This is a genomic window from Desulforhabdus amnigena (assembly GCF_027925305.1).
In the GTDB taxonomy this organism is placed as follows: domain Bacteria; phylum Desulfobacterota; class Syntrophobacteria; order Syntrophobacterales; family Syntrophobacteraceae; genus Desulforhabdus; species Desulforhabdus amnigena.
Map to the genome: position 1 here is coordinate 3699203 of NZ_BSDR01000001.1, position 14469 is coordinate 3713671.

Sequence of the window (14469 nt, forward strand, 5' to 3'; positions counted from 1 at the left end):
TTTATCTTAAAAATTCCCCCCTCGAGGGGGGTAGGGGGGTGCAGGTTTTTCAAAATGAGAATTGCTGCCTTTTGATAGTTCATTTGTATGGTCTCACTACGGTGTTCAGGTTGTATGAGTGGGTTTTGCTTCTGAACGTCCACTGCACGGTGGCTGACACATGGTACAAATCCTTGCCCTTGTCTTTGGGAACGACATCCGTCGTTACCTGAAACGGCCGCATGGCTTTTCTGACCTGTCTTTGGACCGTCTCACTGGTCGGCATGGTATCGATAGCGACATCCAGTGTGGCGGAATTTATATTTCTGATATTTTCCATTCGTTCCTGGGCGATGGTCATGGCTTCATTTCGAAGGAGGTTCCCCAGATTATAATTCAGCGCGGTCATGACCCCGAAGAGCGACCCCATCAGTCCCAGGAGCAGGATGACCATGGCCACGAGGACTTCTATGAGTGTGAATCCTTTGTCATTTAGGAATGCAGTTTGTTCCATTCCACCTTCCCATTATGATTCTGGTCCGTGAAACCGTCAGGCAGTCCTGTGCCGCGCCGGAAGAGGAGGGAATGTAAAAACTTGCAAGGTTCCTGCTAAAGCCTCTTCCATTAAATTCCAGCCTGTTGGTTGCATTGTTTGTGGTGGTGATTGAATATTTTGAAGCTACGGTTTCAATGAACTCGTCCGTTCCGGATGCATCGTCGATGTCCCCGTCCGGCGCTGTCCCTGATGCCGAATCTCCATCTTCTTTCAGGATGTAGCTGGTGAAAGTACTGGAACCTCCCCACCATATTCCGCAGACTACTTTGTCACTGTAAGCTTTCATTCTGGTATATTGCAGGTCATTGTAAAGTTTTGATATTTGCCCTTCTGCACTCTGCTTTTTATTCCATGTGGAAAAGGCTGGGATGCCGAAAGTAATCACGAGGGCAAAAATCGCGAGAACGACCATGGCTTCGATGAGAGAAAACCCGTTATACTTTTTCATTTTTCGATCCAATGCAAAATTTTCCCCGTTTTCAATGAAAAAGGAGGCACCAGGGGAGGGGCGCTTTCGGGCGGAATTCCAGGGATCCATTCCGAGGTCTTCCCGGTCGCATCGGTGTCTTTTGTTTTTCCGCAGGTGAATGACGAATTGGAAGGATCGGCGCTGATCTTGGTGATCGCTCCGGTGGATGTCTGCAGGTAGATCGCTCCGTCCGTATTCCTTACGACATATAAGGGACAGGTTTCGTCGGCGATCGCTTCCCCCGTCGCGCAGTTCAGCCCCCAGATCCTGGACCGGCCTCCGAAGCTGCACGGATCGGATGTCGGTTCCGTCGTGGTGAAGTAGACAATGTCTTGGCTTGACACAGTGGGATCCGTGATGCACCGCTCCTTGTAGTAGCCTGTGTCCACCGGTATCTCCAACGGCCAGTTCCATGCCATTTGTTGCGCCTTTTTGCTGAGGCTTTCGCAGAATGTGCTGCTTGCGTGTCCGAAATTGATCGTAGAGCAATCTGTGTCATTGGCGGTACAAAGGAATGGGATTCCATAGATCGAATTCGACTGGTTGTGATCCGGGTTGTCATCCTTGATGAAGTATCTTCCAGTGCCGAAATAAACATACCACTGGTTGAAGCACTTCATGGCCTCAACCTTGGCCGTAATGGGCTGCCCTGCGTTATAGAACGGTTCCTTAAATTCCCAGCTTCGGGGCTCCGGAGTCGTGTCTGTCGTATCGTGATCCCCTGTCCAGAGTTTTATGATGCCTCCGCTGAATGCACCGATAGTTTCTTTTTGATCACCGTCACTGTATCCAAAGAGCACAAAATCGGTATACCCATCTTCATTTATATCCAAACCGTTGGTGAAAAGCCTTCCTCCAAAGGCGTATTTTGTGTTCGTTCCGAACGTATGAACGTACAGGCCGTTGGAGGGAAGCTTCAGCTGGTCGTCCAGGGAGAGGATGAAGGCCTTCAGGGTCTGGTTCGAGGTGCCATTCCTCGACGTTGGGCCTGAAAGAAACATCACGAAGTATTTTTCTGCCAGGTTTCCGGAAGCGGATTTGACCTTTCTGTGGATCACCGCGGGACCCGAATAGCTGTAGCCAAGCTGTGGATGGCTGAACTCCCACAGCAGTTGCGGCGATTCCGCGTCCGTGATGTCGAGTGCGAAATAGGATGAGAGCCCCACACAATTGCTTGGATTGAAACACGAATCCCAACTGGTGCAGGATATCGCGGAACAGGTGTCTGAAGGGGCGTCACACGGGATGCCCGTGAGCTGACTCGCATCGCAAGTTCCCCCTCCCAGCCGCATTCCGCCGATCAGAACCCTCTTGTTTCCCATGGTGACGATGTGGGGAGAAAGGTCCACGTAACTCAAATGGCAGTAGTCGGAATTTGCGAGACACCTTAAATAGGGAAGGATATTTTTGGGAATGAATGCCCAGAGTTCCTTGCCAAACTCCGTTCCTTCGAGCTTTGCCGCCTGTTTGTCCGACAGCCCGGATTTATTCTTACTCAGTATCCCTGTCTTGAAGGCATGCAGCATGCCGTCATTGGCTCCTACAAAGACGACGCTTTCCTTTTTCTTGCATGTTCCAGATGTTCCACACTGTGTATCCGTTGTGCAGAGAGTGCTGGTGAATTGCTGAGCTGTGCTGTCGTAGCAGTATTTATAATCGCTTTCAACCTTGGGAGTGGAATAGACAATGTCTCCGAGCTTCCAGGTATAGGTATTTGTGGTGCTTCCTTCCTGGATGGAAAAGCTTCTGTTTCGGCATTCCGCGATGTCGGTGCCGCGTACATAGTCGACAAGATTGGCGAGAGTCGCGTTATCATCGGCTCCTTTGAGGCAACCGGCAAAGGAACCGGGAGCGCCCAAATAAGTTTTAAAGTCATCAAGGTTGGCGGCTTTGAATTCAACGAGCTGATTTGAAGAGCTTACCGTATAGATTTTTCTGGGATCCGGGGGAGGGGGATCCGAGTCACTATCCAACCCCGAACGCCTGGAAAGCAGCTCTCCAGCCTCCCAGATAGCGGCAACCTCATCCAGGGTGATGGGATCACCCACTGTTGCATCCTCCGTGAGATTTCCGTCTCCATTGAGATCTTGCCATCGTTGTATTAAAAGTTGACTCTTCGCTGTATCGAAATCGAATGTCAGGCCGTAGTCGGCATCGAGATCCAGGATATTGTTCTGCTCGGTATCTTCCCTCAGATTGGATTCGGTTTTCGATACATAAAACCAGTAATCGTAGAGATACCCCGTCCAGTTCAACCAGTTGTTCGAATCGCCATATTTCTTGGAGGGATAGAACACGGCCTGCATCATGTTGGCCCCCTGTTGGGCCTTTTCGGAAAGGATGGATACGGAGGTTCCCGAAGAAGTTTGTGAAAGTATGTTACTGAAAATGGTGCTCAGTGCATCTATCAGTTTGCCGGGATCATCGGCATAATATGCATGCCCGTTGACGGCGGTGCCTCCGTGGACAGCCATGGTGTCGAGCTGGCTTTTTGCCGAGTCGGAGAGCCCGACTCCCAGAACATATGTTCTAACATCGAAAGAATAGGTTACCCTATTGTTGTCGACGGCAAAGGGCTTGGTAATGGTGGTGCGAAGACTGTCCAATTTTTCCAATACGGTGGGCATAAGTGTAACGGCATTGCCGGTTCTGCCGGATTCATCGACGCTGGGCAATCCATCCGTGACGTAGATGATGTAATTCTTCTGGCATCTTGCCTGGATAGGACTGTTTGTTTCATCTTTGAAATAATCGAGGGCCGTCTGCAATGTGCCCGCCGTCGGGGTGAGGCCCGCATTGATGATGTACGAGCACGTGTTTTTGTCGGATGCCGTGCAAAACATGTAAGCGGCCTGGACGTCTGCTTCATTGGCCGTTTCGACATCCGCCGTGGGACCGAGCTTTTCCAATAACGAAGAGTAATTCGTCGTCGTGGTGGTTATGCCGTCGACTATCTCATTCAGCTCACCGACCGGGACGTGCAGGAATCCCCCCCCCGGCGAACTGTTGGAATACCAGGTTTCACCCACATAGTACCAGGGGATGCGCCTTCCAAAGTCGTGATATCCAAGAGCATAATCCGAATCGGTAGGTCCGAGCGACACAGGAGCAAGACCATCGGAGTAGCCTGTGGAACCATCGTCTATCCCCACTTTAGTAAGATATGGAATATATGTGTCTCCCCCTTCGTCAGGATTATAATTCTCTGAGTAAAAAAAACCGGTTCCCTGGTTCTTTACATCATAGTAAGGATAAGCCTGTTTAACATAAATGTAATTCAAACGGTCCGTGGGATTGGGGATGCGCTGCGCCTTCGGGTATACCAGGCTGCAATATCTGTTTCTTCGTTCGCTGTCTGTACTATAGTTGGTTATGATCTCGTCGAAATAATCGGGATCGAAGAGTTCATTGCCTTTTTTGCATCCGTCCACGCAAGCCGCTTGCTTCGCACTGTCTCCTGTCTGGCAATACTCTACGCATTCTGCCGGTGGATTGGGGCAGTAGGATTTCGGATTGTATGAAGCAAAATAAGCCGCATTGTGAAGATACCGCTTTTCAACATCGTCCTTCAATTTGTAGGTCATCAACCCTATTCTCAATTTGTCTTTGAGTTGCGTCACGAATTCTTTCAAAGCCAATCTTGCAACCAGTGACTTACCGGCAAAGGAGTAGGACCCAACCGCTCCTCCCCAGAAGTTTTCATCCATGCTGTTAGAGTTATCCAATATGATCAAAACGTTGGGCTTTATGTCGCTGCTCGCGAAGGGAGGAGAGTTGCACTGGCAGCTTATGGAGAATGTGCCGCTTGTGCTGCTGACATCATAAACATTGCTAATGATTTTAATTTTATAGTTATTTCCTGTCGACTGGTTTGATAAGATCGGCCAAATGTACGATCCCGTTCCATCACTTCCGGTAGAAGCGGCGCTGCTTATGGTTTGAACTGGAGTGGTCCCGTCAAAAAGTTTGATCGTTACGGTTTCTCCGGGACCAACATTCTTGTACTCCCATTGAATGGTCTGAGATGTACCTGCAAGTAAGCTTTCCCCGCCTTGAGGGGAAAGGATTTTGATGGTAGCGGATTTAGAGGGCTTTGTGGCCCAAGCCACTTTTGCAAAGCACGGAGCCAGGAAAACAATAGTCATGAGACCGATCAGGCTTCTTTTCATATGAATCCTTAATCATTGCAGTTATTTTAAGAGGCTGCACTGAAAAACCCTATTTAATGGATACGGCCACTAATATTCCTCTTTGAAAAAAGAGTTCCGCGATTCGCATTTTGCTGCTGTTTTTATCCGAATTATCAATAATTTTAGTGGTGGGGTTGATCTGAAAAGCCTGGCCGTCTCGAGAATAGATGTATCCTCCCTCTATTTTATGTAGCACAATGTTTTTAACCGCCGTGTGGATGGAAGGTGCCGGTTTGGCATTGATTGCTTGAGATTTGTTCATGGGTCGAATGCCCGTTGCCTTCGTGGTAAAAGCATGAGAAAGAGATGTTAAGACAGCCAATATGAGTGTTGTGATGCACAGGGCTCTGAGCATATGGTCTCCTTCGAGTGCCTCTAAGTTAAAGTCCGATCAAGAGTTCAAAAAATATTTTGTATGTTGATTTCTTGACTTTAAAGTCAACCGTTTGACGATTTTTTGCGTGGATCGGCTCTGAGCATATCAGTTCTATGTGGTTTTTATTATTATAAAAAATCAAAAATTTTTGAATGAGTACATGGTCCGGTTGGTAGAGGTCTGAATAAGCCTTTCCGGGAATCGTTGATCCTGATGCGAAATCCCATCAATCGAACAGCCATTTGTAAACGGAAAATTTCAAGGCATCTTCATTCAAGACCTTGGGAGTTTGTGTACTGGCGCTGATGATCAATTTATCCGTTTGTGCATAGGAGTAGATTTTTCTCGTACTGGCGATTCTGTAATGGGTGGTGCTCGCGTTTTCTATGAAAAACGAATAGTATTTCAACTTGTGTGTGGTTTGAGTACAGGCGCTGCAGGAAGCCAGACAGGCAGGGTTTGAGTTGAAGGAGGGCAGGCAGCCGATCGTTCCGGCATATCGGTTGTTGTCCAAAAGGAATTCTTCCATCTCTATCCGGGCTGTCAACAGTTGACTTGCCGCTTCACTCTGTTTTACCCGGTTGATGTGGTTGATGTAGGCAGGGACGGCGACGGAAGCCAATATGGCCGTAATGGCAACGACGACCATGAGTTCCACCAGAGTGAATCCCTCCGTTGAAAATGTGTGACATTTTTTCATGGGTAACCTCAGCTGTATGGATTTGCGCCCGTCTTTTTGTTTATTTGATCTGCCTGTTGCCCCTCTCCCCGTCTTCCTCGGAAAGCTCTCTCACAGATAACCGCATCACAGAGTGTGTTGCTCAGGTATGACGTCTTCCGTGTGCGTCCCAAAAATCAGATAATAGGTTTTTGTAATTTTCATGGCCGGTTGTATGGGCTCGATGCCGCCAAATCCGTTTGAAAATCCGGATCTGTAGCTTCTTGATGGAAAAGATGCCTTTGGAATGATTGCGGGGGGCCAGGAAGAACGTATCGTGGTCGGGCCTCCCCGGCGTGCCTGTCGAAGCGGTTTGCTTTGCGATGCACATCCCTGAAGGCGCTCCATTCGCCCGGCAACCCCGCTGCCATATCCTGTGAGGATTTAGGCCAGAAGCTTTGCGCCCCAGCCTTTCGACTGGTTTGCCATTTTCAAACGAACGATATTTTCGAGGTGCTTTCCTTTAAACCACGGAGATACGGAGAACATGGAGATTTCAGTTGGAAAGTCTTTCTTCGTGTCTCCGTGGCTAATGTGACAATGTCGCATTAGTATTAAGAGCCTATCCAAAAACCTACCTCGGCAGCGGACACCCCCCTTTAATTCCCCCCTCAAGGGGGGACCAAGGGGGGTGTCGCAAAGTCCACAGGTGGTTTCTGGATAGGTTCTAAAGCAATATTTGTGCCTTCCTTTCTGTTCCATTCGATGACGGAAAGGGACCGATTTTCGGTAAGGCTATGGTGACCGAAATTCTTTCGTATCAAAGTACTTGCATTACGAATGGACATGTCCGGTGGGAGTTCTTATATAAATAAAAGGTTTTCGTTAAGAAGATGGGGGATAGGCATATTTCAACTGTGCAGGAGGGTATCATGAGCAATAGTGAATCAGCATCTCTTGACATGTTCTGTACTGCCGTCGAAATGAAAGAAAAGAAAAAAGCATTGTACGAGGACGCCATGAAATCCTGCCCCGACCAGGTCGGAATAGAGACGTTCCGGATGCTTGTAAATGCTGAAGATGAACACCTCAAGAGCCTTCAGGCAGCCTATGAAGAGCTCAAGAAGGGGAAAATCGGCCCGGATACCTGCAAGTTTCATGCATTCGAAAGCGCCGACAAGAAAACGCTTCTCAGGAAAGTGGCCAAGGAACACGGCAAGCTTCCCAAGGCTTGTCTGGACGATGTGGTGGCCATTGAAACGGGCATGAACCTGGAAAATGCGACCATCGAATTTTTTGAAAAAGAACTCAAACGGGCAACCGACCCCGTGGAGCGGGCATTGCTGGAGCGGATGATCTCGGAAGAGCGGGAACACTTCGTGCTCCTTGCCGACCTGAAGCTCTATTATGTGGATACGGAAAACTGGATGATGGAAAAAGGTGGCTGGAGATTGGATGGAGCAGGAGGAGCGGCCTAAGAATTGTCAAGGAATGACTTGTCTGTTTTGAAGGCTCAGCGTTTGGATTCCCGCATGCTTTTGGCGGGAATCCAGAAAACCCAGGTTATTTGATTGACACCTCGTGAAAACCTCTATCTGGAAATCTCCTATGGACTTCGGAACACCCCCCTTGGAGCCTATCCGAAAACCTACCTCGGCAGCGGACACCCCCGCTTTGTCCCCCCTCGAGGGGGAATTGAAGGGGAGTGTCGCAAAGTCCACAGGGGGGGCCGGATAGGTTCTTACCGTGAAAGTACTATGAGCTCTCGGGAACAGTCCACCATCTCCGCTTTTGGGCGGATTGAAAAAAACCTGAGTTGTGGTAAGGTCTGTTCAGATCGCAGTGGGCAGCATATGGTACTGGCGCAAAGCCGCGATCCATCGAGGAGCATTGCGCTGAACCATCAGCTCTTTGTAATCCACCTGTGAATCTCGATAAGGTACCCTGCGACTGAGCAGAATGAAAACGATTTTCAGAATCTTATGAGCCAAAGCAATAATGGCGCGCTTGTGTCCCCGGCGTATGACAAGCCCCGAATACTTGCTTTGGAACATGCTTTTGGTACGACGTGCGGCATTGGCCATTTCGCACAACAGTCGTCGTACATATGGGTTGCCCTTGCGAATGCGACCGCTTTTTCGCTTTCCGGCGGATTCGTTATTGCCAGGGCAGACCCCGGCCCACGAGGCCAGACGCTGTGGGGAGCCGAAGGCCTCCATGTCCAGTCCGATCTCGACGATCAACATAGCCGCACCCACGGCATCGATTCCAGGTATGGTCTGGAGAAGGTCCAGAGCCCAGCGGTGAGACTCCAGTTCAGCCAGCAATTGGGTGTCGAATCGAGCGATACGGGCCTCGAGCTCACGGATGTGCTGGAGGATTTCGCGCAGGACGAATCGATGGGCGGGAGTCAAATCGCCATCGAGTGCGTCGAGCAACTCCTCGGGAGTGGCTTTGAGCCTGGAGTTGGCAAACTCCAGCGCCTGCAGGGGTGTTCCGCCCTCGATCAAACATTCGATCATATGCCGGGCGGCTTGACCGTGAATATCACTGACCACCACGGAAAGACGTATTCCGCCATCCGTGAGGACTTTATGAAGCCTGTTCTTTTCACTGGCAAGCATCCCAACCAGCTTCTGTCTCTCACGGGAAATCAGACGGAGGTTTCCCAGTTCTTCTGGAGGAATGAAGCTCCCGCGAAGCAGGCCGCAACGGGCCAGCATGGCCAGCCAGCGACTGTCGGCCACATCCGTTTTGCGACCGGGAACCTGCTTGACGTGTCGGGCATTGACAACGGCGGCAACGATTCCCTCGCGTTCCAAGGCCGAGTAGATGCTCTTCCAGTAGATGCCCGTGCTCTCCATGACCACAATTTCGGGGTTGGCGTCTCTGGCCCACCTGGCCAAAGCTCGCCGATCCCGCTTAAACGTACCGAAAGTCAGTGTTTCCGTGTGGATCGATCCGTCTTCCTGTTCCGCAATCAGACAGGCCGTCACATGCTTTTGATGAACATCAAGGCCTATAGCGCTCTTGTGGATCGGTTCCAGTTCCATGTCCTCGACTCCTCCTGTAAAATGTATGTTGAGATGGCGAGGACATGTTTCGAATCAACCTGCGGGTGCCCGGCACCCGTGGCCCTATTACCGTGCGCTCTCTATAGAAGCAATCCGGGGTGCGATGCGAAACAATGGGTCTCGTTAGCTGACTGGGTCCAAGCCACGTATTCACTTGCGCGACCTCGCCCTCGCCAGCTCCCTTTATACCACCTTTCATCATCAGGGGTGCCGCGAACATCTCGGCATGAACGTTAGCCCCCCTCAAGGGGGGGAAGTGAATGTAGGCGCTGCCGAGGACAGGTTTTCGGCAGCCTTCATGGATCAAGCCTTGTTCCTTGTCGATAAAGAGGGTATTGTGCATTATATTGATCTGCATGAGATCAACGAGAAGCCAAACATCGAGGAACCGGTCCGTGAAATGGAAAATCTTCCCAAGCGATGGAGTGACACGGGGAGACGGGTTAATTTTAGAAGGAAATTCAAATGGCCAAAAAACAAAGGCATAAAGTGACCGGGCAGTGTCCACAATGTGCGTGTGGTGATGTGTCATTCATTCCTCCAGAGACCATGAAAGAAAAATATATCGGTCCCGAGGAGGAGATTGAAATTTTGTGTCCTTCTTGTGGGACGAAGATCAAAGGAAAGTTGATTATCGAGGAAGAAGAATCTAAGGTTTGATGAATTCAGGATGAAAGAGGTTGCGGAGTACTCGGTCGCCGCGTTCCTTCTCTTCTTTTTTGGAAGAAAATCTTTTCAGGGAATGCGCGAATGTACCGCCGAGACCCTGCGACCGTCATCTATAAGAAGTGCGCATGAAGTGCATTGGGCCTGTTTCAAACATTCATTGATTGGAGGGAACCATGAACGGTACGACGCCTGCACATTGTCCTGGGTTGGAAAAATTTAAGAACTTGAGTTCTTTTATTTGCAAATGCCCGAATTGCGGCAAGGAAAAGGAAATTTTCTCCGATGAGTTTGACAAGCCGCATATCTGCCCAGGCTGCAAGAAGGAGATCGATTTCACGAAGTGCACCATAGAATCTACAGCGAAAGCAGATGCTCCGCGATAAGATCCTGTTCCGAATCTTCTTTGCAAAAATTCCCGCCACCTGTTCTTCTTCCTGAACTGAAACGTCCCGGAAGGGAAAGGGCTAAAGCCCTTTCCCTTCATTTTCGAGACCTTCGAACAATTGAAATCCTCCTTTTCGATCCGCAGATTGTGCAGATTTTCGCAGATTGAGAAACTTTACTATCGTGAACTGGATTTATTTAATCTGTGCAATCTGCGAAATCTGCGGATCCATTTGGCCTGATTTGCACCGCACCGTCATGAGGCCATGAACCATGAGCCTTTTTCTTATAAAGGGAGTAAAACCTATGGCCAATCGTCTCAGTCAGGAAAAGAGTCCCTATTTATTGCAGCATGCCGACAATCCCGTGGACTGGTATCCGTGGGGAGAAGAGGCTTTCAAAAAAGCCAAAGAGGAGGACAAGCCCGTTTTCCTCTCCATCGGGTACGCCACATGCCACTGGTGCCACGTCATGGAACATGAATCCTTCGAAGACATGGAGGTGGCGAAGCTTCTCAATGAAAATGCGGTTTGCATCAAGGTGGACCGGGAAGAACGCCCCGATGTGGACCAGATTTATATGACTGTCTGTCAGGCCCTGACCGGCAGCGGCGGGTGGCCCCTTTCCGTTTTCATGACCCCCGACCGGAAGCCCTTTTTTGCCGGCACCTATTTTCCAAAATCGGGGCGGATGGGAATGCCCGGTTTTATGGACATCATCGCACAGGTGGCCGGTCTTTGGAAAAAGGACCGGCAGCGGCTGTTGAGGGTGAGCGATGAGATCACCAACGCCATTCAACCGAGGAAGCCCACAGGGCAGGGGCCGGCTCTCGATGCCGAAACCCTGGACAATGCCCACCGCCATTTCAGCAGGTCTTTCGATCACACGTGGGGCGGTTTCGGAGCGGCTCCCAAATTTCCCACCCCCCATCACTTGACTTTCCTTCTACGCCAGCACAAGCGTGACCCTCAGTCGGAAGCCCTCGATATCGTGGAAAAAACTCTGGACGCCATGCGGGACGGCGGTATTTTCGACCAGGTGGGATTCGGGTTTCACCGGTATTCCGTGGATGAAAAATGGCTCGTGCCCCACTTCGAAAAGATGCTCTACGACCAGGCGCTGCTTGCCATGGCCTACACGGAAGCGTTTCAGGCCGGCGGAAAAGCGAGATTCGCACAGGTGGCCCGCGAAATATTCGAATATGTGCTCCGGGATATGACGGACTCGAAAGGCGGTTTCTATTCGGCGGAAGATGCCGACAGCGAGGGAAGAGAAGGGCTTTTTTATGTCTGGACGCCTCAAGAAGTGAAGGACATTCTCGGGGCGGAAGCGGGCGATGTCTTTTGCCGCTTTTATGACATTACCCCCGAGGGGAATTTTGAAGAGAGTCTGAGTATCCCTCACATTTCCAGGTCAGTGGAGCTGATGGCTCCGGGCTTCGGGATGGAAGCCGAAGAGCTGGAAAAGCTCCTGGAAAAGGGCAGGCTGAAGCTGTTCGCCGTGCGTGAAAAACGGGTGCATCCCTTCAAAGACGACAAGGTCCTCACGGCCTGGAACGGGCTCATGATCGCTGCCTTGGCCAAAGGGTACCAGGTCCTGCGCGATCCCGCCTACCTCGATGCGGCTTGCGCCGCGGCCCGTTTCATTCTGAACACCCTGCGCCGGGAGGGGGGAAGGCTTTTCCGGCGCTATCGCCACGGAGAGGTGGCTCACCGGGGATATGCGGACGACCATGCCTTCCTGGTATGGGGGCTTCTGGAGCTCTACGAATCCACATTCGATGCGTTCTACCTGGAAGAGGCCGTAAAGGTCCATCAGCAGATGATGGATCTTTTCTGGGATGAGGAAGAGGGCGGTTTCTTCTACACCGCCGAGGACAATGAGCCGCTCATCGTCCGGGACAAGGAGATTTATGACGCCGCCGTGCCGTCCAGCAATTCGGTGGGGGTCTTGAACCTCCTTCGACTGGCGCGTATGACGGGAAATACGCAGTGGGAAGAAAAGGCCCAACAGCTCTTCAATAGATTTGCAGGGATGGTCGCGGATTTTCCCGCGGGGTACACTCAGTTTCTCCATGCCGTGGATTTCGCCCTGGGGCCGGCCCTGGAAATCATCGTGGCTGGAAATCCCGAAGAAGTTTCGACACAGGAAATGGTGGAAACCGTTCATGGCTTGTTCCTTCCCCATCGCGTTTTGATGCTGCGGTCCGAAGATGGCCGGAGTGGAGGGATCGAGGAGCTGGCGCCCTTTGTGAAACCGCTCAAAAGCATCGACGGCAAGCCCATGGCTTATGTCTGCCAGAACTTTGCGTGTAAAGAACCGGTCACAGAGGTGGACGCGTTGAAAGCGATCCTGGCGCAATAACCACAGAGGCACGGTGGACACAGAGTGAAGAGCTGATCCTGTCTGCCGCGGAGGTGGCAGACAGGATTCTCCATGCCGACTCCCGGCATGGAGAATAGTTGCTTTTCTCCGTGCCCTCCGTGCCTCCGTGGTTTATATGAAAAAAAGGCTCATGGTTCATAGCTCATGGCGGGAATCCATAAATCCGCCGAAGAACACCCTGGGGATGGCGGGATTGGCGGTTTTTTGTGGCGCAATTATGTCGTTATTTTTGGATTTGACGCGATTATGTCGTGAATTGAGGGCGCCAGGTGTATGAATTCAGAACCGTTATTTTTTAAAAACAATGTAAATACAATATGATAATGAATATGATTGGAGTTGGCATCCTTGTTGCAAAATAGAAAAGCAAAAGAGAAATCAACTCTTTCCTCCTCGAAAAGCTAACCGGTTCTAGCCCCTCCGGTTAGCTTTTTTTTATCTTCGTTCCTGTTTCCTGGATGTTCATCGGCCCTGCCCGTATTCTGTGGTGGGCAGGGAAAAGACTTTTTCCGCTCTGTAATGAATTGATGCTATTCTCGAATTCTTGTTCGCGTATCGGGCTTTTTAAATTCGGTGGAAGAACCGGCCATTGCCAGGAGAATGATCGAAATGAGGAAAACTCTGTTGGGTTTCGTAGTGTCTCCCAGAAAGTTTGGGAATTCCGAGCTTTTTATCAAGGAGCTCTATCGTAGGCTTTCAGGGGAATGGGATTTGAAATTGCTGAGGCTGCCCGAGATGGACATTCAGCCCTGCCGGGCCTGTTACCAGTGCCTCTTCGGCGAGATGAAATGCCCTCTCGACGACGACTTTCAGTTCATTCTTCAAGCCTTGCTGGAGTCGGATGCCTACGTGGTTGCGGTCCCCACCTACTTGCTGGGGGCCGTTTCCAGCCTCAAACGGTTTCTGGACCGGGGGCTGAGCTTTTACGCCCATGCGGACCAGCTCTGGGGAAAACCCGCCGTAGGGGTTGCCATTGCTGGAATTGAAGGGATGGAAGGCTACACCAGGCTCAATGTGGATAGCTTCATCAAGCTGACTCTGGGGGATCATAGGGGATCGGCGGTGGTCTATGGAGCCCTTCCCGGAGAGATCTTCCTGAAGGAGGGAGGCAAAGAAACGGCACTGCGCCTGGCCCGGGCGCTTGAAACCGGCGAGCGGGAAAAAGACCCCTCGATCCCGGTCTGCCCCCTCTGTGGGGGAGATACCTTTCGATTCCTTCCCAACGGCCAGGTTCGATGCATGCTCTGCAGCAGCTCGGGCCCCTACGGGTGGAACGAAAAGAATGCGTTGGAAATCAGGACGACAGCCGGGGAGCACCCTCTTTTCCTCACTCTGCAAGACGTCAAACGCCATGCCGAATGGCTGAGGGGCATGAAAGGAGAGTTCATGGCGCGCAGAAAGGAACTCAAGGAGGTTACTCAGGGCTACACCCAGGTAGGTACCTGGCTGAAGCCGAAGAAAGATGAAAAGTGAAGGATCAAATCCAAAAATCAACAGGTGGAAGTCCTGGTTTGGAGTCCATTGGAATGACATGAATAGTTTTGGTGACCCAATATTGATAACGCCGTCTTACATGGCGCCGCTTGAGCGTGGGTGGCAGGAATCTCCGATGCAATCTCCACAACTCAAAAACGCCGCCGTGGAAGGCGGCGCTACCATTCTGTTTGAGTGTACTTCTTGCGTCGTTTTAAAAAAGCTGCACCTTTCCTGTGTGCAGCGAGTTCGAAAT

The 14469-nt window shown here is 50.8% G+C and carries 10 protein-coding genes and 1 riboswitch; of the genes, 4 read left to right on the forward strand and 6 right to left on the reverse strand.

The window, feature by feature from the left end; all coding sequences use genetic code 11:
- Window positions 1–79 precede the first annotated feature (79 nt).
- From QMG16_RS15690 to QMG16_RS15710, 5 genes are all read right to left on the reverse strand, one after another.
- Window positions 80–493, reverse strand: a complete 414-nt coding sequence (locus QMG16_RS15690) for a type IV pilus modification PilV family protein (RefSeq protein ID WP_281795753.1) — start codon at window positions 491–493, stop codon at window positions 80–82.
- The gene (locus tag QMG16_RS15695; protein ID WP_281795754.1) at window positions 468–983 is read right to left on the reverse strand and encodes a prepilin-type N-terminal cleavage/methylation domain-containing protein; all 516 of its coding nucleotides are present in this window, start codon (window positions 981–983) and stop codon (window positions 468–470) included. Before QMG16_RS15695 ends, QMG16_RS15690 begins: the two co-directional genes overlap by 26 nt.
- On the reverse strand, window positions 980–5173 hold the full coding sequence (locus tag QMG16_RS15700) for a Ser-Thr-rich GPI-anchored membrane family protein (protein WP_281795756.1): 4194 nt from the start codon (window positions 5171–5173) through the stop codon (window positions 980–982). Before QMG16_RS15700 ends, QMG16_RS15695 begins: the two co-directional genes overlap by 4 nt.
- 49 nt (window positions 5174–5222) lie before the next feature.
- Window positions 5223–5549: a hypothetical protein gene (locus QMG16_RS15705; RefSeq protein WP_281795758.1), complete on the reverse strand. Its 327-nt coding sequence runs from the start codon at window positions 5547–5549 to the stop codon at window positions 5223–5225.
- Window positions 5550–5796: 247 nt separating this feature from the next.
- Window positions 5797–6270 carry a type IV pilin protein gene (locus QMG16_RS15710; RefSeq protein WP_281795759.1) on the reverse strand — a complete coding sequence of 158 codons (474 nt, stop codon included), beginning with the start codon at window positions 6268–6270 and terminating at the stop codon, window positions 5797–5799.
- A 369-nt stretch (window positions 6271–6639) separates the two neighbouring features.
- Window positions 6640–6725: riboswitch (cyclic di-GMP riboswitch) on the reverse strand.
- A 435-nt stretch (window positions 6726–7160) separates the two neighbouring features.
- Here QMG16_RS15710 and QMG16_RS15715 point away from each other — a divergent pair.
- Window positions 7161–7706, forward strand: coding sequence for a ferritin-like domain-containing protein (locus tag QMG16_RS15715; RefSeq protein WP_281795761.1), 546 nt, complete (start codon window positions 7161–7163; stop codon window positions 7704–7706).
- A 354-nt stretch (window positions 7707–8060) separates the two neighbouring features.
- Here QMG16_RS15715 and QMG16_RS15720 read toward each other — a convergent pair whose 3' ends face one another.
- Window positions 8061–9281, reverse strand: a complete 1221-nt coding sequence (locus QMG16_RS15720; RefSeq protein WP_281792048.1) for an IS110 family RNA-guided transposase — start codon at window positions 9279–9281, stop codon at window positions 8061–8063.
- Window positions 9282–9767: 486 nt separating this feature from the next.
- Between QMG16_RS15720 and QMG16_RS15725 the strand changes: the two genes are divergently transcribed.
- From QMG16_RS15725 to QMG16_RS15735, 3 genes are all read left to right on the forward strand, one after another.
- Window positions 9768–9962 carry a hypothetical protein gene (locus QMG16_RS15725; RefSeq protein WP_281795763.1) on the forward strand — a complete coding sequence of 65 codons (195 nt, stop codon included), beginning with the start codon at window positions 9768–9770 and terminating at the stop codon, window positions 9960–9962.
- A gap of 699 nt (window positions 9963–10661) precedes the next feature.
- Window positions 10662–12719 (forward strand): thioredoxin domain-containing protein, encoded by a 2058-nt coding sequence (locus QMG16_RS15730; protein ID WP_281795764.1) that lies wholly within the window; start codon window positions 10662–10664, stop codon window positions 12717–12719.
- Between the two features lie 630 nt (window positions 12720–13349).
- Window positions 13350–14213 (forward strand): flavodoxin family protein, encoded by an 864-nt coding sequence (locus QMG16_RS15735; RefSeq protein WP_281795765.1) that lies wholly within the window; start codon window positions 13350–13352, stop codon window positions 14211–14213.
- Window positions 14214–14469: the final 256 nt, after the last annotated feature.